The following is a 24570-nucleotide window of genomic DNA, read 5'->3' on the forward strand; positions in this document are numbered from 1 at the left end:
GTGGTCCAGTGGCAGAAGTCCACATACTCCGGTGGCGCGGCGGGCAACGAATGCGTGGAACTGGCCCGCGGCGACGACTCGCTGCTCCTCCGCGAGAGCGACGCCCCCGCCCGAATACTCACCGTCACCCGTGACGGGCTGGCCGCCCTGCTGCTCCAGATCCGCGGGCGTACCCGGCGTACCCACTAGCCCGGTCGGCGGGCGCGCTGCGGCATCCCGCACACTGGCGGGGAAGACCGAACCGCAGGGTTTCGGACGAACGGGAGAGCCACCAGTGTCGCGCTTCGACGAGAACAAGTTCCGTGCCGTCACATGGGTCCAGAGGCACATCGCCAACCCAGTCACCAGGCGGCTGCCGCTCCAGACGGTCCTGGAGACCACGGGGCGGAAGTCCGGTCAGCCCCGGCGGACACCGGTCGGCGGCAGCCGCGTCGGGCGTGAGTTCTGGCTCGTATCGGAGTACGGCGAGAAATCGCAGTACGTACGGAACATCCAGGCCGACCCGAGGGTCCGCGTCCGGATCAAGGGCAAGTGGCACGCGGGGACAGCGCACCTCGTCCCCGAGGACGACGCCAGGGCGCGGCTCAGGAGCCTGCCGCGAATGAACAGCGCCGCGGTCCGGGCGGTCGGCACGAACCTGCTGACGGTACGGGTCGATCTGACCGACTGAGCCGCCTGACCGTGGGACCTCCGACCCTGAGCCGGCGCACCAGGATTGGCCCAGCAGATGCGCTGCGGGCTGGGGGAGAGCGCTCTGAGGCGCGGGCACGGCGCGGGCCCCGGACTGAAACGGTTCCGGGGCCCGTGCGCTTACGGACTGCTACGTGCGGCTACGCCGTCGGCTTTTCCTCCAGGCGCGGGAACAGCACCGCGCCCTTCGTCACCGTCGTGCCTGCCGGGAGGCCGCCCCACGTGCCCGCGTCCTGGACCCGCTGGTCGGCGAGGGCGCCGAGGGGGGCCTCCGCGCCGAGGGAGTCCCAGAGCTTCTGGGAGGTGTCCGGCATGATCGGGTTGAGGAGGACCGCCACCGCGCGGAGGGACTCCGCGGCCGTGTAGAGGATCGTGGCCAGGCGGGCCTTGCCCTCGTCACTCGTGTCCTTGGCCACCTTCCACGGCTCCTGCTCCGTGATGTAGCCGTTGACCTGCTTGACGAAGTCGAAGACCGCCAGGATGCCGCCCTGGAAGTCCAGGTCCTCGCCGATCTTGCGGTCGGCCTCCGCGACGGCCTTGGCGAGGCCCTCGTGGATCGCGCGCTCGGCCTCGCCGTCGGCCGCCGAGGCCGGGAGCTCACCGCCGAAGTACTTGCCGACCATCGCGGCCACGCGCGACGCCAGGTTGCCGTAGTCGTTGGCCAGCTCGCTCGTGTAGCGGGCGGAGAAGTCCTCCCAGGAGAACGAGCCGTCCTGGCCGAAGCCGATCGCGCGCAGGAAGTACCAGCGGTACGCGTCCACGCCGAAGTGCGACGTCAGGTCCTGCGGCTTGATGCCGGTCAGGTTGGACTTCGACATCTTCTCGCCGCCGACCATCAGCCAGCCGTTGGCCGCGACCTTGCCGGGCAGGGGCAGGCCCTGCGCCATCAGCATCGCGGGCCAGATGACCGCGTGGAAGCGGAGGATGTCCTTGCCGACCAGGTGCACGTTCGCCGGGAAGGTCGACTCGAACTTCGCCGGGTTCTCGTTGTAGCCGACCGCTGTGGCGTAGTTCAGCAGCGCGTCGACCCACACGTAGATGACGTGCTTCTCGTCCCAGGGGATCGGGATGCCCCAGTCGAAGGTGGACCGGGAGATGGAGAGGTCCTGCAGGCCCTGGCGCACGAAGTTCAGCACCTCGTTGCGTGCGGACTCGGGCTGGATGAAGTCCGGGTTGGCCTCGTAGTGGGCGAGCAGCTTGTCGCCGTACTCGCTCAGCTTGAAGAAGTAGTTCTCCTCCTTGAGGATCTCCACCGGCTTCTTGTGGACCGAGCAGAGCTTCTGACCTGCGAAGTCGCCCTCGCCGTCCAGCAGCTCGCCGGGGAGCTTGTACTCCTCGCAGCCCACGCAGTACGGGCCTTCGTACCCGCCCTTGTAGATCTCGCCCTTGTCGTACAGGTCCTGGACGAACTCCTGCACACGGTCCGTGTGCCGCTTCTCCGTCGTACGGATGAAGTCGTCGTTCGCGATCTCCAGGTGCTCCCAGAGGGGCTTCCAGGCCTCCTCGACGAGCTTGTCGCACCACTCCTGCGGGCTGACGCCGTTCGCGTCGGCGGTGCGCATGATCTTCTGACCGTGCTCGTCCGTGCCGGTGAGGAACCACACCTTCTCGCCGCGCTGACGGTGCCAGCGCGAGAGCACGTCGCCTGCGACGGTCGTGTAGGCGTGGCCCAGGTGAGGAGCGTCGTTGACGTAATAAATGGGGGTGGAGACGAAGTACGTCTTCTCACCCTGCTTCTCTGATCCAGTGGCCGCCATGGTCGAAATCCTACTGGTCCCGTGAAGATCGACTCACACCGAATTACGGGCGGTGAGGATGACGACGATTACGGGGACGGGGCCCGGGTAACCCGGGCCCCGTCGGGGTGCCTACGAGCCTTCGCCGCCCTACGGCCGCAAGGAGCCCTACGGCCGCCAGGCCGCGAGCAGGCCCTCGTACAGCTCTTCGTCCGTGAGCTCGCGGGGCGTGGGGCCCGCGTGGAAGAACGCGGCGTTGTCGGCCTTGAGCTTGCGCAGGTAGTCGAAGCCCTTGGCGTCGTGCTCGCCGAACGCGACGAACTGGAAGAACAGCGGGTGCTTGGCCGCGTCGGCCAGGGCCTGCGTCGCCACGCCCTTCGCGTCCGGCGGGCCGTCCGTCTGGAAGATCACCAGGGCGGGCCCTGCGGCGCCGGACTTCTCGTAGTCCGTGACGACCTCTTCCACAGCGCGGTGGTAGCTGGTGCGGCCCAGCCGCCCGAGGGACTCGTGCAGCTCGTCGACGCGGCCCTCGTACTCGGCCGGCGTGAGCTCGCCCGTTCCGTCGATCTCCGTCGAGAAGAAGACGACGTGCACGGTGGCGTCGGTGTCCAGGTGCGCGGCCAGGGCCAGCACCTGCTCGCCGAGGCTCTGTGCCGAGCCGTCCTTGTAGTACCCGCGCATGGACCCGGACCGGTCAAGGACGAGGTACACGCGGGCCCGGCTGCCGGCCAGGCCCTGCTCCTTGAGCACGGCGCCCGCGGCCTTGTACGCGGGCACGAGCCCGGGCGCCTTGGCCTTGAGGCGGGTGAGGGAGAGGGCGGGCTCGGGGGCGGGGGAGCTGGAGCTTGCGGGGACGGGGGCGGGAGTCGCCTCGTCGGCAACGTCCGCCACGTCGGCGGTGGCCTCCGGGTCGGCGGCAGGCTCCGGCTCGGAGGCCGGTGCGGCCGCGACCGCGGGGGCGACCTCGGGCTCAGCCGCGACCGCAGCCGCGGCCTCGGGCTCCGGAGCGGGGGTAACGGCCGCAGGCTCCGGTTCGGCGGCGGCAGCGACCACCTCTGGCTCGGGAGTCGTGGTCACGGTCTCGGGCTCGGCGGCCTCGGGCTTGGGCTGCGGGGCGGGTGCCTCGGCATCGGCCTCGGGCTCGGCCTTGGGCTCGGCGGTCACGCTCTCGGCCGTCTGTTCGTCGGCCACGGCCTTCGCTGCGGCCGGAACCTCGACGACAGGCTCCGCCTCGGGCGTCGTGGTCACGGTCTCGGGCTCGGTGGCCTCGGGCTTGGGCTGCGGGGCGGGTGCCTCGGTAGCGGCCTTGGGCTCGGGGTCGGCCTTGGGCTGGGCCGGGATCTCGACGACGGGCTCCGGCTCCGGCGTCGTGGTCGCGACCTCGGGCTCGGCGGTCACGGCCTCGGGTTCGGCCGTCACGGGTTCGGAATCCGGGGTCGAAGCCTTGGCTTCCGGCTCCACCGCAGGCGCCACGGCCACCTGCTCGGCCTCCGGCTCAACCTCGGCAGCCGCAGCTACCGGCTCGGGCTCGAGGGCCGGAACCTCTGCTTCCGGCTGCGCCTCAGGAGCCACAGCCACCGGCTCGGGCTCCGGGTCCGCCTTGGGCGCGACGGGCTCCGGCTCGGGAGCCGCAGTCACGGCCTCGGGCTCTGCGGCCTCGGGGGCGGGGTCCCCGGCAGCGGCCTCGGGCTCGGCAATCGCCTCAGGCTCGGCGGCCTCGGGCTCCGCGGCCGGCGATTCAGCCGCCTCCGAGCCGGCCACCGCGGCGTCGGACGTCGTCGAGGACGCCCCCCGCGCACCCGGCACCGTCACATTGTCGAACGCCTGCGACACCAGGTCGTCCACTACCGACGGCTCGGGCTCCGTCGCCGGTGCGGGAACCTTCACCTCCGTAACCGTCGAGGACTCCGCCGCCGACACAGACGCCGAGGACGCCGAGGAGGCCGCCGACGAGGGCCCCTGCTCCCCGACGGCGTCCCCGTCACGCCCCTTGCGCGACCGTCCGAACGCGTTCCGCAGGAGACTCAGAATGCCCATGTGCGCAACCCTTCGCATGAGTTGGTACCCGTAATTCCTGGCCAGGAAAGACACGTAAGGGTAGCCGCCGTATTCAGCGATCTTAGGGAGGGGCGGCCTCCACGCACCGCCCCCCGGTCCGGCGGCTTTCGGGGCACGGGTGGCGGGCGACCTGCAAGTCCTCAACTCCCTTGCGTGCGCCGGGGGTTCACCCGGTGTTCATCCGGAGTCCGTCACCCTGCTGGCCTCCGCCCCTAACGTCACGCCGAAGCCAGCCGGAAATCAGCCAGATGGGCGCGCGTAGCGTCGGCGGAATCGTCCGCCGCACACGGAAGCGCCAGCCCTGGGGGGCTCCGGTCCACATCGGCGCGGGAAGCGCCGGTTCATGTGCACATACGGAGGGGAAAGTGCGCAAACTGCTGCCGATCATCACCTCGCACGCGGGCGGGCGTTCCGCGATGACCTGCCGGTTCCGCTGTGGTGACGCCTGCTTTCACGAGGTGCCCAACACCAGCGACAACGAGTACGTCGGCGACGTCATAGCCGGTGCGCTCAGCCGGCGGTCCATGATGCGGGCCGCCGCCGTCGTGACCGTCACCGCGGCCGCCGGGGGAGCGGTCGTCGGCGCGGGTGCCCCGCAGGCCGCCGCCGCGGCGACCACCGAAGCCGGGAACGGTACGAGCGCGAAGGGCGCGCGCGGCCTGCGCTTCGCACCCGTCGCGCCCAACACGGCCGACGCCGTCACCGTCCCGGACGGCTACGCGCAGAACGTCGTGATCCGCTGGGGCGAGCCCATCCTGCGCGGCGCCCCCGCCTTCGACCCGGACAAGCAGACCGCCGCGGCCCAGGCGGGCCAGTTCGGCTACAACAACGACTTCCTCAGCCTGCTGCCCCTGCGGGGCGAGCACGGCCGCCAGGTGCTCGTCGCCAACCACGAGTACACGGACGAGATCCTGATGTTCAAGGGCTACGACGCCGCGAACCCGACCCGTGAGCAGGTCGAGGTCGCCTGGGCCGCGCACGGCCTGTCCGTCGTGGTCGTGCAGGAGGAGCGCGGCAGCGGCAAGCTGACGGCCGTCACGCGCCACCGCCTCAACCGCCGCCTCACCGCCACCAGCGAGTTCCGCCTCGCCGGCCCGGTGGCCGGCAGCTCCTTCGTCCGTACGACGGCCGACCCGAAGGGCACCACCGTCCGCGGCACGCTGAACAACTGCGCCGGCGGCGAGACCCCGTGGGGCACCACGCTGCACGGCGAGGAGAACTTCAACCAGTACTTCGGCGGCTTCGACAAGGTGACGGACCCGACCACCGTCGCCCGTCTCAAGCGGTACGGCGTCACGACCGCCGTCTCCGAGCGCAAGTGGGAGCGGTTCGACGACCGCTTCGACCTCGCCAAGGAGCCCAACGAGGTCAACCGCTTCGGCTGGGTCGTCGAACTCGACCCGTACGACCCGGAGTCGACCCCGCGCAAGCGCACCGCGCTGGGCCGCTTCAAGCACGAGGCCGCGCAGCCGCGCCTGACCGACGACGGCCGCCCGGTCGTCTACATGGGCGACGACGAGCGGTTCGACTACTTCTACAAGTTCGTCTCCAGCAAGCGCGTGAAGAAGGGTGGCTCGCGCGCCGCGCACGAGCACAACCTGACCCTTCTCGACGAGGGCACGCTGTACGTCGCCAAGCTCACCGGCGACTCCCCGGCGGCCGAGATCGACGGCACGGGCAAGCTGCCGTCCGACGGCGAGTTCGACGGCAGCGGGGTGTGGATTCCGCTGGCCACGGCCGGTCCCGACGGTGCCGTCTCGCATGTCGACGGCATGACCGCCGAGGAGGTGTACGTCTTCACGCGGTTCGCCGCCGACCAGGTGGGCGCCACCAAGATGGACCGCCCCGAGGACATCGAGCCGTCCCCGTACAGCGGCAAGGTGTACGTCGCGCTCACCAACAACACCGACCGCGGCAAGACCGGCAAGACCCCGGCCGACGAGGCCAACCCGCGCAACCTCAACAAGCACGGCCAGATCCTGGAGCTCACCGAGTCCGGCAACCGCGCCGAGTCGCTGACCTTCGGCTGGTCGCTGTTCCTGGTCGCGGGCGACCCGAACGACCCGGCGACGTACTTCGCGGGCTTCCCCAAGGACCAGGTGTCCCCGATCTCCTGCCCCGACAACGTGGCGTTCGACCCGTACGGCAACCTGTGGATCTCCACGGACGGCAACGCGCTCGGTACGCACGACGGCCTGTTCGGCGTCGCCACGCGCGGTGAGCGGCGCGGTGAGCTCAAGCAGTTCCTGACGATGCCCACCGGCGCCGAGACCTGCGGCCCGATCGTCCAGGACCGCCGGGTCCTGGTCGCGGTCCAGCACCCGGGCGAGGTCGATGGCGCGTCCGTCGAGAAGCCCGCGAGCGTCTGGCCCGACGGCCCCGGCAAGATCGTCCGCCCGTCGGTGGTGGCGGCCTGGCGCGAGGACGGCTGCAACATCGGCGTCTGAGCTGCCGAGCAGTCCATTGGGGGCGCCCCTGGCCGGGGGCGCCCCCTTCTGCGTGACTCCAGCACGTGAGCGAGCCCGTCAGCCCTCCGTACCGTCCTGCGCGTGCAGCGTGAGCTCCGCGAGGACGGCCCGGTGATCGGTCTCGGCGAGGTCCAGGAACCGTACGGAGTGCACGGAGAACTCCTCCGACACCAGCACGTGGTCGATCTGTGCGCCGAGCCGCGGTGACGTCCGGGCCGGCCAGGTCGGGGTGCGGGAGGCGCCGGCGAGGCGGGCGCTGTCGCGCAGGCCGGTGTCGAGGATGCGGCGGAAGGCGGCGTGGTCCTGGGAAGCGTTGAAGTCGCCGGCCAGGATGGTCGCCTGGCCGCTGCTGCGGGCCGCGAAGTCGCGCAGGGCGCCGAGCTCGTGACGCCACAGGCCGACCTGGCGGGGCAGCGGCGGCATCGGGTGGGCGAGCTGGAGCCGCACCAGGTGGCCCTTCACGTCGGCGACCGCGCCGGGCATGCCCATGGTGCCGGGGACGCCCGCGGCGGGCTCGAGGGGGTAGCGACTGAGGATGACCGACCCGTCGGACCCGTATCCCGCGACGGCCTGGCGGTACGGGTAGGCACCATCGCCGAACTCCTCGTCGAGGGCGGACGAGCACCCGACCTCGCACTCCTCGACGAAGAGGACGTCCGGGTGCTCGCGCTTCACCGCCGCGATCAGCGGCCGGGTCGCCCGCCCGAACTCGACGTTGGACGCCATCACGCGCAGCTCGGCGACGGGTGCCCCGCGCGCCTGCGTGGCCTTGCCGTACGGCTCGATGAACCAGGCGAGTGCGCCGAGCACGACGACGCCCCACACCAGCCCGGTACGCCATCGTGCGAGCGCCGCGAACAGCAGGGCGGCGCCGGTGGGGGCGAGCAGCCAGGGCAGGAAGGCGAGCAGTTGCGGCACGGGCGTCATGCCGTCGGTGTCGGCGGCCCGGCACCCGACGACCACGCTCACGCCGAGCAGCAGCAGCCCGGACAGCCACGCGGCGAGTCGCCGCCCGCCCCGGCCGCCACCGCGCTCGGACACCGGTTCGTCCGGTTCGTCCGCTCCGGCCCCCGGCTCGTCCCCGGCTCTCGCCCACAGCGTCAGTGGCACGGGGGCACCCCCCTGGCCGTCGTGCTCTCCAAGACGTCCAAGGCCCGCCTTCCGTCGAGGTTCCGCGCGATGCCCGAATCCTCCCTCAAAGACGGGTCTGTGGGGAGTGCGGTTGCGTACGCCCCCGGATGCCTCGGTGCCGCACGGTCAGGCACAGACGTGCATCAGGCCCCGACCTGCGTCTGGTCTGCCACCGGCTCCGGCCCCGGCTCCGGCTGCGCCGGCTCCGCGGGCGCTCGCCTGGCTCGTGCGTACCGGTTGATCAGGGGCGACCGAACCATCCCCAGCTCGCGAAGACGCCTGACCGGCCCGACTCCCCCGAACCGCCCGACGACCCAACCGACCAGCGTCACCGCCACCCCCACCCCCAGGATGATCCACGCCACCGTACGCAGTGATTCGGTCAGCGCGTCGTACACCGCGCCCGCGGCCGCGCGCGACACGTCCGGTGGCAGATCGTCCAGGGTGAGGCGTCGGCCCACGGTGATGCCGGCGTGCAGGAGCGCCGCGCCCAGCGCCAGGCCGAGGGCTGTAGCCGTGATCGCGCGGCGTCTGCGGACGGCCAGCCCGATCCCGGCCACCGCGAGCACCAACGCCGCGGCAGGCAGCCAGAAGCCGGTGATCTGAAGCATCCGGAACCCCTTACGCAACTGGGGCAAGGCCCCCGACGACGCCGAATCCATCACGGTGACCTCGGTGTGCCGCACCGGAATGCGGTCGGCATACGGCACGTCGTCGGCCATCAGCTGGCGTTTGACCTGTTCGGTGATGGGCGCGAGGTCGATCGTGACCCCGGCGCCGGCGCCGGGACGGGTGCCCGTGCGGCTGTCGTCGCCGGTGCTGGGGCCGGCGCCGTCGCCCAGCGCCTGCATCACCGCGCCGTGGGCGGCCCGGTTCGCCGCGTTCCACGCGGTCGTATAGGCGCTGGTACCGGCGAAGGACAGCACGGCCTCGTGCACGAAGTTCTCGACGGTGTCGGAGGAGCCGAACTCGCTCGTGTCGATCTCCCGCACCACCGCGTCGGCGACCGCGTCGGCGACGGCGGAGTGCACGTCGGCGTCGGACGCGAGCGGCGCCATCGCGGCGACATACGCGTCGGTGTCCCCGATCTCGTATTTCGCCCAGCCGGACAGCGCACCCGGCGCGACAAGGACGCACGCGACGATGATCAGCACCGCTGAAAGGAGTCTCCGCACCCCTCCATGACCCACCCGGACCGCCCCCGGCACGACCGGGGCGACTGCATCCGGCCGCGCGAAGACGCCCTTCCGAAGGATCCGTGCGGAGCCCGTGGCGGCGCTCGTCGTCGCACGGCCCGCGCACGCGGCGCCGGTCACGCTGCGTGAGCGCTCCGGTGGAGCGTTCACCTGAACGGGTGTTTCCTGGACGAGGGGCAAAGGAGGCGATCATGCGCAGTACTCCGGCTTTCCGAACCCTTGCCGCAGGTCTGTTCGCGGGCGGCGCCCTCACCCTCGCCGTCACGGCTCCCGCGTCCGCGGGCGTCCCGGCAGTCGAGCAGGACATCCAGGGCACGGTGATAGCCCCGTTCAACCTGAACATCCGCGAGGACCCGGACAACGCCACGAAGGTCGTGGCAGTACTGGCCCCGGGCACCCATGACCGCGTCGAGTGCCGTACGACGGGCCCGACCGTCGCAGGCAACTCGAACTGGTACTGGCTCGAGGGCGCCCATGGCTGGGCGAACGCCGCGTACGTGGACACCCACGGCCGGTCCGTGCCCAGTTGCACGGACCCGTGCCCGTACGTGAGGTGCACGGACCCGATGTCGCACGGCGGAACGAACCAGCCGTTGCTGCGCCTGCCGCTGCTGACGGTGCAGACGCCCGACACGACGCCGAAGTCCGGACGGGTATGAGGCGTGACTGCGTGAGATGAACGGCGCGGTCCGGCCGGATGTGCATCCGGCCGGACCGCGCGGGTCTGTCCGCTCCTCAGACCGTGTGGGTTCGGTTGTTCCCGGACTCCGTGGGCTCGGCCGCCCTCCTCATCCGGCGGATGTCCGTCTCACCCTCGTTCGAGTAGTAGTGGTAGAAGGCCGCCGCGAAGACGCCGGCCGCCACGCACAGCGCGAGGACCGTGGACCACAGCACGCTGGCTCCGGTCAGGCTGAACAGATAGCCGATGGCGATGCCCGCGAAGGCCGCCCAGGTGAGCGCACGCGTCTCGCGCCGCATACGGGGCCCGGCGCTGTGCAGCGCATAGGTGATCGCCGCGACGAGGACTCCGGTCAGGATCCCGAAGAAGACGTTGCCCACGGTGACCGGGCCGGTGTCGCGCTGGATGGTGCAGGCCCAGATGCCGTACACGAAGCCGAGTACGACGGGTACCGCCCATGCCGCGGTGGTGGCCGGACGTATGCGGGAAATGCCGGTGGTTGTACCGGATGCGCGTGCCACGTGAGCCATGACGAGGCTCCTCTCTCTCCTGGCCTCCGTCTTCGCCCCGACTTCAAGGGCACACCTGGGAGCGGCCGGTGGCAAGTCGTACGCACAGCGGATTCGAGGCGGACCGCAGGCTGGGTCAAACGCGGCTCGGGGTGCGCCGTAGCCTGGGGGTTCATGGAAGCGCGTCGGGCCGGGGCGGCCGAGGGGACGGCGGGCGGCGCCGGTTCCGGCGCGGGCCCAGTGGCCACGCGTGTGCCGGTGCTGCTGCGCGGGCAGGGCCCCGTGATCGCAGCCGTCGCGCTGGGCGGCGCGGCAGGCGCCGCCGCCCGCTACGGCGCCTCGCTGCTCTGGCCGACAGCACCGGACTCCTTCCCCTGGACGATCTTCGCGGTGAACGCCGTGGGCTGCGCGCTCATGGGGGTACTCATGGTGGTGATCACGGAGGGCAGGCAGACGCACCGGCTGGTACGCCCCTTCCTCGGCACCGGTGTCCTCGGCGGTTTCACCACCTTCTCCACGTACGCGGTGGACATCGCGCGGCTGACCGATCTGCGCGAGGCGGGCGCCGCCCTCGGGTATCTCGCCCTGACCCCGGTTGTCGCGCTGGCCGCGGTCTGGGCCGGCTCCGCGGCCACTCGCCGCGCGGTCGCCGCGGCGGCCATGGCAGCCTCCAGGAGGAGACCATGACGAATTCCACCCCGCGGCTCACGGGACGCGCGCTGCGCCTGACCGTCTTCGTCGGTGAGAGCGACCAGTACCAGCACAAGCCGGTCTACACCGAGATCGTGCACCGCGCGCACCGGGCGGGCCTCGCGGGCGCGAGCGTGTTCAAGGGCATCGAGGGGTTCGGCGCGTCCTCGCTCGTGCACACCCAGCGGCTGCTGTCGCTCAGCGAGGACCTGCCCGTCGCCGTCGTCATCGTCGACACCGAGGAGCGGGTACGCGCGTTCCTGCCCGAGCTCGACGAGCTCGTGGACAAGGGGCTGGTCCTGCTCGACGACTGCGAGGTCGTCACGTACACAGGGCGGGAGCGGGACGCGTGAACTGGCTGCTCGTCCTCGCCGGCGCCGCGGTGGGCGCCCCTCTGCGCTACCTCACCGACCGCGCGGTGCAGTCCCGGCACGACACCGTCTTCCCCTGGGGCACCTTCACGGTCAACATCGCCGGATCCCTGATCCTGGGCCTGGTGACCGGCGCGGTCACGGCCGGTGCGGCATCGTCACACCTCCAACTCCTGCTCGGCACGGGCCTGTGCGGGGCCCTGACGACGTACTCGACGTTCTCGTACGAAACCCTGCGCCTGGCCGAAACAGGCGCCCGCCTCCTCGCCGCCGCCAACATCGCAGCAAGCATCACAGCGGCCCTGGGCGCGGCGTACGTGGGAACGGCCCTGGCCCAGGCGGCCTGGTCGTAGCAACCGTTGTGGGCAGGCCTTCCGCAGGGCTGGGGGCACCTCCCAGCGGTAGCTGGGGGAGGGTGGGCACAACCCCACGACGCACAGCGCTCCGAACCCGTCCGGATGCGCCCCGCACCCCACCATGCTTGGCTGGACGCAGTCCGCGGCGGCGCGCACAACAGGAGCCGTACATGAAGATCGTGTTGCTGGGTGCCACCGGCATGGTCGGCACCCGCATCGCCGCCGAGGCCCACACCCGAGGCCACCACGTCACCTGCGTCAGCCGCTCCGGACGGGCCCCCGTACCGGGCGTGACCTCGACCGCCGCGGACGCCGCGGACACCCCCCGGATCGCCGCCCTCGCCGCCGGGCACGACGCGGTCGCCTCCGCGCTGGTGCCGCCGCGGGACGGCAGCGACCCGAGGGAGCCCTTCCTCGCCCTGAACCGCGCCCTTGTCGACGCCGTACGGGCCGCCGGCGTCTCCCGGCTGGTCGTCGTCGGCGGCGCGGGCAGCCTGGAGGTGACGCCCGGCGCTGCGCTGGTCGACCAGCCGGGCTTCCCCGCCGACTACCTCGGCGAAGCCCTCGCGCACCGCGACGTCCTCGACTTCTACCGCACGGTCGGCGACCTCGACTGGACGTACGTCTCCCCGGCCGCGGAGATCGGCCCGGGCGAGCGCACCGGCAAGTTCCGCATCGGCGGCGACCAGCTGCTCAGCGACGCCGAAGGCCACAGCCGCATCAGCGTCGAGGACTACGCGGCCGCCTTCGTGGAGGAACTCGAGAGCAACGCCCATCCGCGCACCCGGATCTCGGTCGCGTACTAACCGGCGGGGCAGGCGATGGACAGGTTGGAGGCACGGCCCCCCGAGTCGTACCTGCGTGTCCGCGGCCACAGCATCGCCTGGATCCTGCCGCTCGCCGTGCTCGCGGCGGTGGTCTTCATCGACGTCGAGACGTCCGGGGAGTTCCGGACCATCTCCTGGCTCGTCGTCGTGCCCTATACGGCCGCGGCGGTGTGCGGCGTGTGGACCACCGGGGCGTACGCGGTCCTCGCCCTGGTCATGTACTTCCTGATCGACAACGCCTACGCGCGCGAGTACCAGGCGGGCCTGCCGGACCTGATCCTCGTCGCGTTGGGCGGCGTCCTGGCCACGGTCGCCTGCTGGGTCCGGGTCCGCGAGGAGGAGCGCATGCGCCACATGCGGGACGTCGTCGAGACGACCCGGCGCACCGTGCTACGCCCGTTGCCGGCGCATTGGGTCGGGCTCGACCATGCCGCCGTCTATCTCACGGCCGACAGTGAGGCACGGGTCGGCGGCGACTTCTACGACATCCAGCCCAGTCCGCACGGTCCCCGCATCCTGGTCGGCGACGTGCAGGGCAAGGGCCTTGGCGCGGTGGCCGTGGCATCGGCGCTGCTCGGCAGCTTCCGCGAGTCCGGCTACCACGAGCCGGACCTCGCGACCGTCGCCGAGCGGCTGGAGATCCGCATGCGCCGCCACCGCGGCCACATGGCCCTGATCGAGGCTGCCCGCGACCAGGCCCGCGCCCCCGGTGACGGGCATCGCGCGTACGCCCGCGCGTACGACACCGCATACGACGGCACGTACGGCAGCGCGTTCAAGGACGACACGACGGGCGCAGCCGACGCCGCGCTCGACAGCGAGCGCTTCGCCACCGCAGTCCTGATCGGCTTCCCGCCACCGGACCAGGAACAGCACCAGGCCCAGGACGGCCGGCACATCCAGGTCATCAACTTCGGACACGAACCGCCGCTGGTGATCGGCCCCGGCGGCGTACGCGAACTGCCGGCCGGTGACGGGCTGCCCATCGGACTCGGCGAACTGGCAGGCGGACAGCCGACCCTGCAGAGGCTCCTCCTCGCTCAGGACGAGACCCTGCTGCTGGTCACCGACGGCGTGACGGAGGCGCGCGACGCGGACGGCACCTTCTTCCCGCTGCGCGAGCACGTCGCCGAGGCGCTCGCCGACGACCCGGGCGTGGCCGAGCCGGCACGGCTGGTCCTGCTGGTACGGGACGCGGCGCTGCGGCACAGCGGCGGCCACGTCACCGACGACACCACGGTGTTCGCCGTCCGCCTCACCACCCCCCCTGACCAGCCGACCTGACCCGTCAAACCTCACCCGTCAGCACCTTCTGCAGTACCTCGGCGAACTCCTTGGGCTGCCCGAGGAAGCCACCGTGGTCGCCCGGAAACTCGACCGGCGGCGTGCCGAGCAGCTCCGCCAGCGCCCTGGAGGTCCGGTAGGTGATCAGACCGCCCGAGGCGGCGCCGATACCGACGACGACACGGGCCGCGCCGGCCGTCAACGCGTCGACGTCGGGCTCGTAGCAACTGGTGTCCCGCATCTCATGGGCGAAGAAGCGCGCGCTGTTGGCAAGGTCCTGCTCCGACGGCTCTCCCGGCGGCGGAGTGGGACCACCGTCGTCGCCGCCGACATCGAATCCGGCGGCGGCCATGAACTTCATCCAGGCAGCCCCGATCCCTTCCCGGTGGAAGGCCTCGACGATGTCGTCGATCACGGCGATCCGCTCGCCGGCGTCGGGGAGCAGCTTCAGCAGGGGAGGCTCGTGCGCGACGAGCGTCCGCACCCGCCCGGGATGGCGCCCGGCCAGCGCGAGCCCCGTCACCGCGCCGCCACTGCTGCCGAACACATCCGCTGACTCGGCCCCGAGGTCGTCCAGGATGGCGGCGACATCGTCCGCACGCAGGTCGGGCGTGGAGTCCTGCTCGGGGTCGTCGAGCCGACTGCCGGAGATGCCCCGCGGGTCGTGGGTGACGACGGTGTGGTCACCGGCCAGCGCGTCGGCCAGCGGCGCGAAGGCCGCGGCGTCCATGGGCGCCCCCATGACCAGCAGCAGCGGTCCGGCGCCGCGAACCTCGTAGTGCAGGCGGGCCCCCGGAACGTCGAGGGTGTGGGTGGTGGTCATCGCGGGGTCTTCCTTCCCTGGGCGGTCGGCCGCGGTCGCGGTGCCGCAAGGGAAGACCTCGGCGGCCGGGAAAACTCATCGCCCGCCTCAGCCCGCTCCTGCCACCCCTTGCTTCTCATCGAGTGCGTCTGCACAGACCTCAAGGTGCACCACTCGCGCTTGGAGGGCCGAAAGCGTGGCTGGCGGCAGCAGCATCGGCGGTGGTCGGGGGGTCACCACCCCGTGTACAGCAGGTGGTTGACCAGCAGCGCGAGCACCGCCTGTCCGGCCAGCCACCCCCGGTGGTCCCGTTGCGGCAGCAGCGCCGTCGCGGGCAGGAGCCACATGGCGAAGGGAAGCCAGATGCGTTCCGTCTCCGCCTTGCTCATGCCGGACAGGTCGGCGACGGCCACCGCGAGGAGCGCGGCGACGGTGACGGCCACGAGCCGGTCGGCGGCCGTCGGCTCGCCGCTGCGCAGGCGGCGTACGGCGGTGGTGACCGACCCGAGGACCCGGCGCAGCCCGGCCACCGTGGCGAGACCGACAACGAGCACGGTGCAGGCGGGATTGGCCCAGATGAAGTACCAGTACGGCCGGACGCCGCCCGCACCCTGGTAGTAGCGCTCGACGAGCAGGTGGTACGCCTCCCACCAGTCGAACCCCGCGAGCGTGAACGCGAGCGGGACCACCGCCGTGCCGGCCAGCAGCGGCGGGAGTAGCACGAGCAGGCGTCTGCCGAAGGTCCCACCGCCGCGGGCCCGGCCGCCCGCCACCAGCACTCCGGCTGCGATCACCGCGAACAGCGTCAGGCCGTACGACAGATACGCGGTGAGGCCGAACAGCAGGCCGGAGGCGAAGGCGATGGCGGCTGCTGCTGCCGGAGCGGGGCGGCACGCATGCGTGATCGCGAGCGCGAGCAGCGCCACTGCCCACCCGGCGACCCCGGCGAAGTAGCCGTCCGCGGAGGCGCCGACCCAGACGGCTCCCGGAAAGAGGGCGAGGAAGGGAGCGGCCCGGCGGGCGGTCCCCTCGTCGGCCAGGGCGCGTACTGCGATGAGGACGGCAGCCACGGCGGAGCTGCCGACGGTGATGCACCAGACTCCCGCCCAGCCGCCGCCGCCCAGTCCGATGCGGTCGAGGACCACGAAAGTGAGCGTCGCGGCCGGCGGGTGCCCGGCGACGTGGGCGGGCCAGTTGTCCGGCGAGCCGATCAGGAGGTGGTGGGTGAAGTCCCGGAGTGTCGCGCCGATGTCGTCGAACCGGTCGATGACCTGCAGGTACTCGTACTTGGTGGCGAGCCGCCGGGCGATGCCGCGGTGCCAGCCGTCGATCAGGGCGAGGGACCAGGTCCAGGCCATGGCGGTCACCCAGGCGGTGGGGACCAGTACCCGCCAGGGTGCGCGTGCCGCCAGCGGCGGACCGTATGCGATCACCGCGGCGGCCACCGCCAGCGCGGCCGGGGTGCCGGGGCCGACGTGGGGTGACCACCAGGCGTACAGCGGCGGCCAGCCGAGGTGCAGGGTGCCGTCGGACTGCTCGATCGCCCGGCCGACGACGACGGCGGCTGCGACGAGCAGGACCCCGCAGGCGGCGGCCCACAGGTCACGGCGCCGTCCGGAACGGTCGCCCGCCGCGCCGTCCGCGGTGGTCTCGGCGCTCTCGTCGCTGTCTCTGAGGATCACGTCAGCACGCTAGGCCGGACAGCGCCGTTCTCTGCGCGCATGCGGGCTGACGTCAGCGTTTCGTCATGGGTTGCGGGCCCCTCGACGCCGGTCCGGCGGCATACCGTCGGCTCATGGCCGACGACGCCCGACGCGACCTCTCGCCGTCATCCCGACGCGACATCCGGCCGTCATCGCCCGGTTTCTGGCGCAGCCCGCTGCGCGGCCCGTGGCTGACGTCGGTGCTCGGTGTGGTCCTGCTCGCCGGGATCACGATCCTGTTCGTGACGGGTCTGGTGTCGTACGCCGCGTACAACCCGGACCTGTCCCCGGTGAACGACAAGACCCCCGACAAGGGCCTGCTCGGCTTCTACCTCTTTGCGTGGCCGACCGACCCTCACTGGCTCTACCGGCTCAACCAGGGCGTGCACGTCACGCTCGGCATCGTGCTGATCCCCGTGCTGCTGGCGAAGCTGTGGTCGGTCGTCCCGAAGCTGTTCGCGCTGCCGCCCGCCCGCTCGGTGGGGCATGCTCTGGAGCGCCTGTCGCTGCTGTTCCTTGTCGGCGGGGCGCTGTTCGAGTTCGTGACAGGCGTGCTCAACGTGCAGCTCGACTACATCTTCCCGGGGTCGTTCTATCCGCTGCACTTCTACGGCGCGTGGGTCTTCTTCGCCGCCTTCGTCGTCCATGTGGTGCTGCGCGTACCGACCGTCGTACGCACCCTGCGCGGACGCGGCGAACCACGCGAGGAGGACCAGGAGCTCGTGGCGACGCGGCCCGCCGAGCCGACGGTGTCGCGGCGGGGCGCGCTCGGCATCGTGGGCGCCGGCTCGCTGCTGCTGTTCCTCACGACGGTGGGCCAGAACTTCGACGGGCTGCTGCGCCGCACCGCCCTGCTCGCCCCGCACGGCGGCGGCGATCCCGGGACGGGGCCCAATGGCTTCCAGATCAACAAGACGCCCGCGGCCGTCGGCCTCACCGCCCGGGACCTCGATGCCGGAGTGGACGGGAGCGGTGACGGGACCTGGCGGCTGACGGTCGAGGGTCCGGCCGGTGCGGTCCGCCTCACCCGCGCCGACCTGCTGCGCATGCCGCAGTACAGCGTGGCCCTGCCCATCGCCTGCGTGGAGGGCTGGTCGACCTCGGACCAGTGGTGGCGAGGGGTACGCCTGCGGGACCTCGCCGAACTCGCCGGATACGAGGGCGATGCAGCGCCCGGCGTACTCGTCGAGTCGCTTCAGCGGCGCGGCGCGTTCCGCATGGCGGCCCTGCGCGACAACCAGGTACGCGACCCGCGCTCCCTGCTCGCCCTTCAGGTCAACGGCGAGGACCTGACGCCCGACCACGGCTACCCGGCGCGCGTCATCGTCCCGGCGGCGCCCGGGGTGCACAACACCAAGTGGGTGGCGCGGCTGAAGTTCGGGGAAGCGGGGGAGCTGCGGTGAGGCGCAACGGTTTCATCGGTCGGCTGACCGGTCTTGTCGGCCGCGCGTGGTCGCGCAGGCACGACCGGACTCACCGGACTCACCGGACCCGCCGGTACGGGGAGGGGCCGCTGGAGATCCTGCTGCTCCTCGCGTCCTTCGCGCTGACGGGATACGCGGGTGTAAGGCTGCTCGCCGGCAACTGGCTCGCCGTCGCTGCCTGGTTCGTCGGCGCGGCGCTGGTGCACGACCTGGTGCTGGTGCCGCTGTACTCGCTCGCCGACCGGGGGTTGCAGGAGGTTGTGGGTGGCGGCCGGTCCCGACGCAGGGATCTCATCAACTTCGTCCGCGTCCCGGCCCTCCTCTCCGGGCTGCTCCTGCTGGTCTGGTTCCCGCTGATCTCGCGCCACGTCGAAAGGCGTTACGCGCTCGGCACCGGACTCTCCGCCGACGTGTTCCTGTCGCGCTGGCTGCTCGTCTCGGCCGCGCTGTTCGCGATCTCGGCCCTCTGGCTGGTCGCGCGGATGTGGCGTACGGCGCGTTGGCGTGGGACGGGCCCCGGGCCGGAGCGGGCGCGCAGCGCCACGAAGGGCCGTCCGCCCGCGGACCACTGAGCCGCGTGCCGCCAGCCGATGCGGCGGGCGCAGCGCAGGAGGGCGGGGCTGCCCAACCGGGCCCAGGGGAAGAGACCGCCCGTGGCGCCGTGCCCGTCGTCGACGCGGACCTCCACCCGTTCGTCGACGTCCACCGGCGCGGTCTCGGCGATGAGGAGCCCGCCGGGCGCGAGCAGCTGCGCGACGCGGTCGAGCAGCGCGCCCGGATCGCCGCCGATGCCGATGTTGCCGTCGATGAGCAGAGCCGTGCCCCAGCTCCCCTCGTCGGGAAGCGGATCGAAGACGGAGCGGCACAAGGCCCTGCCGCCGAGCCGATGGGGGTCCCCCACGCCGCTCCAGGCAGTGGGGGAGTATGGGCGACCGCGGCCTCGCTGACGTCGATGCCGACCGCCGGGTGCCCGCGTGCGGCGAGCGCCGCGACGAGGCGACCGGGCCCGCAGCCGATGTCGAGGACGCTGCCCTCGCAGCGGCGCAGCGCCGACGGATCCGCGGCATCGGCGCGCGCAACGCTCCACGTCCAGGGGCAGCAGCCGCTCGTCGGCACCGCGGAGGAAGAGCGGTCCGCATCCGGCCCGCAGGGCATCGGAGTAGGGGTCGTCGGCGGACCAGGGCTCCGCTGCTTTCAGTTGCTCGCCGTGGTGGGCAGCCGTTCCTCGCATTCGCTGCTCCACGGTCTGCTGAGCCCCCGTGCTCATCGGCCAGTGACCGGGAAGCGGCCCCCCGCGCCCCCCGCGCCCCGCGAGAGGCGCGCCAGCGTGGCCGCGAACCGCCCGCCCGGCGCCGCGGCCGCGACCGCCTCGGCGTCCCGCGCCGTGTCGACGTCGCGCAACCACGCCAGTTGACGCACCCGCAGCCCCGCGGCGGCGAGCCGGTCCCGCTGCGCGGCCCCCGTCGCGGCCGTCGACATGGGGACGCCCCGCAGCAACGCGGGATCCGGCTCGGCGAGTCCCAGCGCCCAGAACCCGCCGTCCTCCGCGGGCCCGAACCACGCGTCGCAGTCCCGCCACGCCTCCGGCTCCAGAGCGGGAGCGAGTAGTTCCGGCGTCACCTGCGGCGTGTCCATTCCGATGAGCAGCGTCGGTCCCGTGCACTCCGCGAACGCGGCGGCCAGCCGTTCGTCCAGGCCGCCCGCGCTCTGCGGCACCACCTCGATGCCGGGCGGCAGCCAGGCCCCCGCCGTCCCGTCGAGTACGAGGATGCGCCGCCGCGCGGGCGCCGCGAGCACCGCGTCCAGGGTGTCCACCAGCGCGGCCTCCGCCAGCTGCGCCGCCTCGGCGGGGGTGAAGGGCGGGGTGAGCCGGGTCTTGACGCGGCCGGGGAGCGGTTCCTTGGCGATGACCAGGAGGGACGTCGGTCCGACGGGTTCGGGGCCTGCGGTCGTCATCGGCTCGACGACCCCGTCCCGGAGAGGACACCCCGCATATCGCGCACCGCCTGCCAGGTGCCCCGCCACGTGCCGGTGACCTTGGACTTCCCGGTACGCGGCAGATACGGGACGTCGTACTCCTCGATGCGCCACCCGGCGTCGGCGGCGCGGACGACCATCTGCAGCGGGTAGCCGCTGCGGCGGTCGGAGAGGGCGAGACCGAGCAGCGCCTCGCGCCGGGCCGCACGCAGCGGGCCCAGGTCGTGCAGCCGTACGCCGGTACGGCGGCGCAGCATGCGGGCCAGCACGAGGTTGCCGACGCGGGCGTGTGCGGGCCACGCCCGCCGTCCCTGCGGTCGCCGGCGCCCGAGCACCAGATCGGCTTCGCCGCCCGCGACCCGGCGTACGAAGGGGACGAGCAGCCCCGGATCGAGCGAGCCGTCGCAGTCGCAGAAGCACACGATGTCCGCCTCGGCGGCGGTCAGCCCGGCGTGACAGGCGGCCCCGAAGCCGCGCCGCGCCTCGTGCACGACGGCGGCACCGAGGGCGCGGGCGAGGTCCGCCGAACCGTCGGTGGACCCGTTGTCCACGACGACGGCCCGCCACCCCGCGGGGATCCGCGCCAGCACCCACGGCAGCGCGGCGGCTTCGTTCAGACAGGGCAGGACGACGTCGACGCCGACGCCCCGCGGGCACGCTGAAGAGGAGTTCACGCGCTTCAGCCTACGATCACAAAGCAGACAAAAGGGACCGAAGCTCCTTGCAAAACGCGGACGTTGACCGCCCTCCCCGTTGTGGGCAATCGTTCCGCAGGGCTGGGGGCACCTCCCAGCGGTAGCTGGGGGAGGGTGGCACAAGCCACGACGTACGGTGCACTCGCGTACGGCCTCAGCGAAGCCCCCGGCGGGCAGGCGGGCGACTGCGCAGCGCTACGCGCCACGCAACGTGGCCGTCGCGAACCTCCGCATCCCCTCGGCGAAGCCGACCTCCGCCTTCCACCCCAACTCCTCCCGCAGCCGAGAGGAGTCCGCGGTGATATGGCGCACGTCACCGAGCCGGTACGCCCCGGTGACCACCGGCACAGGACCCCCGCACGCCGCGGACAGCACCGCGGCCATCTCCCCGATCGTCCGCGGCTCACCGCTCCCCGTGTTGTACGCGGCGAACGTGCCTGGGCCCCGGCCGTCCAGCGCCTCCAGGGCCAGCACGTTCGCGGCGGCCACATCCCGTACGTGCACGAAGTCCCGCCGCTGCCGCCCGTCCTCGAAGACCTGCGGGGCCTCGCCCCGGGCGAGGGCGGAGCGGAAGAAGGACGCGACGCCCGCGTAGGGCGTGTCGCGCGGCATACCGGGCCCGTACACGTTGTGGTAGCGCAGCGACACGGCCACGCCGCCGGTGTCCCGCGCCCACGCGGCGGACAGATACTCCTGAGCGAGTTTCGTCGCGGCGTAGACGTTCCGGGGGTCGGCCGGTGCGTCCTCGCGGACCAGCCCGGGGCGCAACTCGGCGCCGCAGGAGGGGCATACGGGCTCGAACCGCCCGGCGTCCAGGTCGGCGACGCTGCGCGGACCCGGCCGCACGACCCCGTGGCGCGGGCACTCGTACCGGCCCTCTCCGTACACCACCATCGACCCGGCGAGTACGAGCCTGCGCACCCCGGCGGACGCCATCGCGGTGAGCAGCTCCGCGGTGCCCAGGTCGTTGCAGGCGACATAGTCGGGTGCGTCCGCGAAGTCCCGGCCCAGGCCGACCATCGCCGCCTGGTGGCTGACGGCGTCCACGCCGTCGAGCGCGGCGGCCAGAGCATCCCGGTCGCGGACGTCCGCGACGATCAGCCGCACTCCCTCGGGCACGGCCGGCGCCGGCGCGGTATGCGCGGACGGCAGCAGTGCGTCGTAGACGACGGCCTCGTGCTCGCGCGCCACGAGCGCCTCGACGACCTGCGATCCGATGAACCCGGCGCCGCCGGTGACCAGTACCCGCATGCCGTCCACGCTAGGCGCGCGCGCCTGTCGGGGAGGTCCGGAGCCGTGACGTCACCGGCCCGTAAGAACTGCCGCGCCGGACATGCGTCGTGCTGGCCCCGGAGGACCGGCACGACGTGGAGGCGGCAGCTGCTGCTTCGCCACAGGCGCTGCGCCCCGTGTGAAAGGCCCCGCAGTGACGGAGTGGCCGCTCCCCTGTACTCGGGGAGCGGCCACGGAAGGGGACCGGCCGTGGAGAGGAGCCGACCCGGTCGTTCAGTCGTTGACGCAGGAGTTGCCGGCCGCCGGGTTCAGCACGCCGATGACGCTGACCGTGTTGCCGCAGACGTTCACCGGGATGTGCACGGGGACCTGGATGACGTTGCCGGAGACCACGCCCGGGGAGTCGGTGGCGGTGCCCACCGCGTCAGCGTCGGCGGCGGCAACGCCCGCGGTGCCGGCCATGGTGGCGGCGGCAACACTGGACAGAACAAGAACCTTCGCGGTACGCCACATGGAGAAATGCTCCTTGGTGATTCGGTTGGGTGGCCGGAACGGGTGCCCGACCCTATGCACAACGGATCCCTTTCACCCGGGTTGTGCCGCCGAATGGGTGATGTGGGTTTGCGCGCAAGCCGGAATGGGGCGGGTTCTGAGGTCCGGCGGCGCTATCCGGAAGCCGCGCACTGACGCCGGGATTTCGCTTCACCAATTCGGCGCGGACGTTCCGTTGTTATGGTGGCCTGGGCGATTCATCGCTCATAAAAAGGCGCCGTTCCCGTTCCGGATCTGGGCTCCGGAACGGGAACGGGCCTACCGGTGCTGCCGGCGGCGGAACGCCAGCGGACCGCCTGCAGCGACCGTCAGTGGCGAGCCGAGGCTCCGACGCGCCGATACAGCATCGCGCCACCGGTCAGCAGCCCCGCTCCGGTAGCGGCAAGGCCGATCGCATCGCCGGGTGTGCCCGTCGTGGCCAGCTCGCCATGGCTGTACACCCGTTGGGCCGGGATCGGGGAGCCGCTCCGCGGGGAGGCGCCGAGCTCGCGTCCTTGATCCTGTCCCTCGAGGGGGGCAGCCGGGTCGGCACGGGGACCTTGGCCCGTGCCGGGCTCCGCTTCGGTGCGCGGAGCCGTCGGTGACCCGTTGCCGCTCCCCGAACCGTTCGGCCTGTCGCCGCAGCAGTGGCCCGACCCAGCAGAAGGATCGTTACTGCAGCAACGGCTCGCGTCAGCGCCATCGCTGTCGCAGGTGTTGCCGACGGTGGGGTTGGCAGCGGCTACCACGTCCACGGCGTTGCCGCAGACGTTGACCGGTACGTCGACCGGTGCCTGGATGTCGTTGCCCGACAGCACGCCGGGCGAATCCGACGCCGCTCCGGACGCGTCCGCGTCCGCCAGGGCGTAAGTGCCAGGCAGGGAGAGGAAGCCCGTTGCGGCCGCGGCCGCGAGGATCCCCTTACCGATCACCTGACGCAACTCGGTCTTCCTCCTTGCAGGGGCGGTATCCCGCGTAGTAGGGCGGCCTGTCATTGGTCGAAGTGGGGCGGCCCGTCGTTGTCGCCCCACGACCCGTTCACGCACTTGTTGCCGATCGCCGGGTTGAACACCCCGATGACGCTGATGGTGTTGCCGCACACGTTGATCGGCACGTGGACGGGAACCTGGATCACGTTGCCGGAGAGGATGCCCGGGGAGTCGGCGGCATGGCCGCCGGCGTTGGCGTCGGCAAGCGCCGGCGACGCCATGCCCACGGCCATGAGCGTTCCCGCGACCAGTGTCCCGGTCTTCTTGAACTGCACGGATTTTCCCTTTCTGCGGTCATGCCAATGTCACGGATCAACCGAGGGAGCCGGACCTTGAACGACTCGACTCGCACCATGACCTGCAACCTGTGAACGATGTGATGTCGGGAGAGGAAACGTTTCTCCTAACCAAATCGAAGCTGGATTCACCCGTTTGCCGCACTGGCGCGAACGGTCGTTTCTGCGCATTTCTGCAAACAGAAATCGCGTGCGTCAGACTGGCACGGCGTCGCATGGCGTTAACCCGACGCGCGGACGTCCGCTTCGGGGTTCACACAAAAGAGAAATTCCCGCGCACGCCCCCTCGGTCTTTCCCTGGCCTGGGAAGCCGGAAGTTCGTCCGGGCAGGCCTCGAGGGGCGGCCGCATGCCTGTCGGCCGTATGGCTGCCCCTCGGAAGGCTCCCCCAGTGCCTTAGGGCCTGGGAGGTACCCCCACCGCGCGGCTCAGCGCCCTTGTTCGACCAGGCCCTTGAACTGCTCGAGGTCGCTGCGTACGAGCCGCTCGATCGCGGTCGCCTGGGCGAAGCCCTTGGGTCCGCCGAATGCCTCCCTGACGGCACTCGGGTCGTACTCGATCCGGGCCTGGACGCGGGTGTGCTGCTGGTCGATGGGCAGCAGCGAGAAGGATCCGGACAGGTCGGGGCCGCTGGTGGTCTTCCACTCCATCGTGTGCTGGTCGGAACGGTCGGTTATCTGGGTGTCGAAGGCCTGAGCCCGGCCGCCCGCTTCCACGTCGAGGTGGGCTCTGTTCGCGCCCTCGGTACGTGCCTCGCGTACTCCTTGGAGGAACCGCGGATAGGTCTCCACGCGGTGGAGCGAGTCCCAGGCCACTTCGGCCGGAACACCGATGTCGACGTGTTCTTCGAGAGTGCTCATCGGATCACCCCAGCTTGGCTTGCGGTTTTACGGGGTCATGTCTCCAGTGTGGCCCTCCGGGGAGCC

25 protein-coding genes and 1 pseudogene are annotated in these 24570 nt (G+C 71.9%); 11 read left to right on the forward strand and 15 right to left on the reverse strand.

What is annotated here, in order from left to right:
• A complete protein-coding gene (locus ABT009_RS10160) occupies window positions 1-189 on the forward strand; it encodes a DUF397 domain-containing protein (protein WP_351291603.1) in 189 nt (62 codons plus the stop codon).
• An 85-nt stretch (window positions 190-274) separates the two neighbouring features.
• The gene (locus ABT009_RS10165) at window positions 275-670 is read left to right on the forward strand and encodes a nitroreductase/quinone reductase family protein (protein WP_351291605.1); all 396 of its coding nucleotides are present in this window, start codon (window positions 275-277) and stop codon (window positions 668-670) included.
• 160 nt (window positions 671-830) lie between these two features.
• Here the strand turns inward: ABT009_RS10165 and metG are convergent, their stop codons facing one another.
• Both metG and ABT009_RS10175 read right to left on the reverse strand, forming a co-directional pair.
• The gene (metG, locus tag ABT009_RS10170; RefSeq protein ID WP_351291607.1) at window positions 831-2447 is read right to left on the reverse strand and encodes a methionine--tRNA ligase; all 1617 of its coding nucleotides are present in this window, start codon (window positions 2445-2447) and stop codon (window positions 831-833) included.
• Window positions 2448-2594: 147 nt separating this feature from the next.
• Window positions 2595-4463 carry a VWA domain-containing protein gene (locus ABT009_RS10175; RefSeq protein WP_351291609.1) on the reverse strand — a complete coding sequence of 623 codons (1869 nt, stop codon included), beginning with the start codon at window positions 4461-4463 and terminating at the stop codon, window positions 2595-2597.
• Between the two features lie 386 nt (window positions 4464-4849).
• Between ABT009_RS10175 and ABT009_RS10180 the strand changes: the two genes are divergently transcribed.
• A complete protein-coding gene (locus tag ABT009_RS10180; RefSeq protein ID WP_351291611.1) occupies window positions 4850-6931 on the forward strand; it encodes a PhoX family protein in 2082 nt (693 codons plus the stop codon).
• Window positions 6932-7009: 78 nt separating this feature from the next.
• Here ABT009_RS10180 and ABT009_RS10185 read toward each other — a convergent pair whose 3' ends face one another.
• On the reverse strand, window positions 7010-7993 hold the full coding sequence (locus tag ABT009_RS10185) for an endonuclease/exonuclease/phosphatase family protein (protein ID WP_351292169.1): 984 nt from the start codon (window positions 7991-7993) through the stop codon (window positions 7010-7012).
• Window positions 7994-8226: 233 nt separating this feature from the next.
• On the reverse strand, window positions 8227-9237 hold the full coding sequence (locus ABT009_RS10190) for a hypothetical protein (protein ID WP_351291613.1): 1011 nt from the start codon (window positions 9235-9237) through the stop codon (window positions 8227-8229).
• Window positions 9238-9470: 233 nt separating this feature from the next.
• Between ABT009_RS10190 and ABT009_RS10195 the strand changes: the two genes are divergently transcribed.
• The gene (locus ABT009_RS10195; RefSeq protein WP_351291615.1) at window positions 9471-9938 is read left to right on the forward strand and encodes an SH3 domain-containing protein; all 468 of its coding nucleotides are present in this window, start codon (window positions 9471-9473) and stop codon (window positions 9936-9938) included.
• 76 nt (window positions 9939-10014) lie between these two features.
• Here ABT009_RS10195 and ABT009_RS10200 read toward each other — a convergent pair whose 3' ends face one another.
• Window positions 10015-10488 carry a hypothetical protein gene (locus ABT009_RS10200; RefSeq protein ID WP_351291617.1) on the reverse strand — a complete coding sequence of 158 codons (474 nt, stop codon included), beginning with the start codon at window positions 10486-10488 and terminating at the stop codon, window positions 10015-10017.
• Window positions 10489-10641: 153 nt separating this feature from the next.
• Here ABT009_RS10200 and crcB (ABT009_RS10205) point away from each other — a divergent pair, with 153 nt between their 5' ends.
• The 5 genes from crcB (ABT009_RS10205) to ABT009_RS10225 all read left to right on the forward strand — a co-directional run bounded on the left by crcB (ABT009_RS10205) (window position 10642) and on the right by ABT009_RS10225 (window position 13995).
• Window positions 10642-11154, forward strand: a complete 513-nt coding sequence (gene crcB / locus ABT009_RS10205; RefSeq protein WP_351291619.1) for a fluoride efflux transporter CrcB — start codon at window positions 10642-10644, stop codon at window positions 11152-11154.
• The gene (locus tag ABT009_RS10210) at window positions 11151-11510 is read left to right on the forward strand and encodes a DUF190 domain-containing protein (RefSeq protein WP_351291621.1); all 360 of its coding nucleotides are present in this window, start codon (window positions 11151-11153) and stop codon (window positions 11508-11510) included. Before crcB (ABT009_RS10205) ends, ABT009_RS10210 begins: the two co-directional genes overlap by 4 nt.
• Window positions 11507-11881, forward strand: a complete 375-nt coding sequence (crcB, locus tag ABT009_RS10215; RefSeq protein ID WP_351291623.1) for a fluoride efflux transporter CrcB — start codon at window positions 11507-11509, stop codon at window positions 11879-11881. The genes ABT009_RS10210 and crcB (ABT009_RS10215) overlap by 4 nt, the downstream gene beginning before the upstream one ends.
• A gap of 173 nt (window positions 11882-12054) precedes the next feature.
• On the forward strand, window positions 12055-12690 hold the full coding sequence (locus ABT009_RS10220) for an NAD(P)-dependent oxidoreductase (RefSeq protein ID WP_351291625.1): 636 nt from the start codon (window positions 12055-12057) through the stop codon (window positions 12688-12690).
• Window positions 12691-12705: 15 nt separating this feature from the next.
• Window positions 12706-13995 carry a PP2C family protein-serine/threonine phosphatase gene (locus ABT009_RS10225; RefSeq protein WP_351291627.1) on the forward strand — a complete coding sequence of 430 codons (1290 nt, stop codon included), beginning with the start codon at window positions 12706-12708 and terminating at the stop codon, window positions 13993-13995.
• 4 nt (window positions 13996-13999) lie between these two features.
• Here the strand turns inward: ABT009_RS10225 and ABT009_RS10230 are convergent, their stop codons facing one another.
• Entirely contained in the window at window positions 14000-14818 is an 819-nt protein-coding gene (locus tag ABT009_RS10230) for an alpha/beta fold hydrolase (protein ID WP_351291628.1), read from the reverse strand.
• 212 nt (window positions 14819-15030) lie between these two features.
• The gene (locus ABT009_RS10235; protein ID WP_351291630.1) at window positions 15031-16479 is read right to left on the reverse strand and encodes a hypothetical protein; all 1449 of its coding nucleotides are present in this window, start codon (window positions 16477-16479) and stop codon (window positions 15031-15033) included.
• 113 nt (window positions 16480-16592) lie between these two features.
• On the opposite strand from ABT009_RS10235, the gene ABT009_RS10240 reads away from it, so the two are divergent.
• Window positions 16593-17903, forward strand: coding sequence for a molybdopterin-dependent oxidoreductase (locus ABT009_RS10240; RefSeq protein ID WP_351291632.1), 1311 nt, complete (start codon window positions 16593-16595; stop codon window positions 17901-17903).
• A gap of 110 nt (window positions 17904-18013) precedes the next feature.
• Window positions 18014-18496, forward strand: coding sequence for a hypothetical protein (locus tag ABT009_RS10245; protein WP_351292171.1), 483 nt, complete (start codon window positions 18014-18016; stop codon window positions 18494-18496).
• Here the strand turns inward: ABT009_RS10245 and ABT009_RS47425 are convergent.
• From ABT009_RS47425 to ABT009_RS10285, 8 genes and pseudogenes are all read right to left on the reverse strand, one after another.
• Window positions 18436-19155 (reverse strand): annotated as a pseudogene (locus tag ABT009_RS47425) (class I SAM-dependent methyltransferase); the annotation flags it as partial. The gene ABT009_RS10245 and the pseudogene ABT009_RS47425 overlap by 61 nt on opposite strands.
• A 32-nt stretch (window positions 19156-19187) precedes the next feature.
• Window positions 19188-19880 (reverse strand): TIGR04282 family arsenosugar biosynthesis glycosyltransferase, encoded by a 693-nt coding sequence (locus ABT009_RS10255; RefSeq protein WP_351291634.1) that lies wholly within the window; start codon window positions 19878-19880, stop codon window positions 19188-19190.
• The gene (locus ABT009_RS10260; protein ID WP_351291636.1) at window positions 19877-20575 is read right to left on the reverse strand and encodes a glycosyltransferase family 2 protein; all 699 of its coding nucleotides are present in this window, start codon (window positions 20573-20575) and stop codon (window positions 19877-19879) included. Before ABT009_RS10260 ends, ABT009_RS10255 begins: the two co-directional genes overlap by 4 nt.
• Window positions 20576-20791: 216 nt before the next feature.
• On the reverse strand, window positions 20792-21847 hold the full coding sequence (locus ABT009_RS10265) for an NAD-dependent epimerase/dehydratase family protein (protein WP_351291638.1): 1056 nt from the start codon (window positions 21845-21847) through the stop codon (window positions 20792-20794).
• A gap of 255 nt (window positions 21848-22102) precedes the next feature.
• Window positions 22103-22342: a chaplin gene (locus ABT009_RS10270; protein WP_351291640.1), complete on the reverse strand. Its 240-nt coding sequence runs from the start codon at window positions 22340-22342 to the stop codon at window positions 22103-22105.
• A 347-nt stretch (window positions 22343-22689) separates the two neighbouring features.
• On the reverse strand, window positions 22690-23292 hold the full coding sequence (locus ABT009_RS10275) for a chaplin (protein WP_351292173.1): 603 nt from the start codon (window positions 23290-23292) through the stop codon (window positions 22690-22692).
• A gap of 59 nt (window positions 23293-23351) precedes the next feature.
• On the reverse strand, window positions 23352-23582 hold the full coding sequence (locus tag ABT009_RS10280; RefSeq protein ID WP_351292175.1) for a chaplin: 231 nt from the start codon (window positions 23580-23582) through the stop codon (window positions 23352-23354).
• 490 nt (window positions 23583-24072) lie between these two features.
• Entirely contained in the window at window positions 24073-24504 is a 432-nt protein-coding gene (locus ABT009_RS10285; RefSeq protein WP_351291642.1) for an SRPBCC family protein, read from the reverse strand.
• Window positions 24505-24570 lie beyond the last annotated feature (66 nt).

It is taken from the genome of Streptomyces sp. NPDC002896, assembly GCF_040295225.1.
GTDB lineage: Bacteria > Actinomycetota > Actinomycetes > Streptomycetales > Streptomycetaceae > Streptomyces.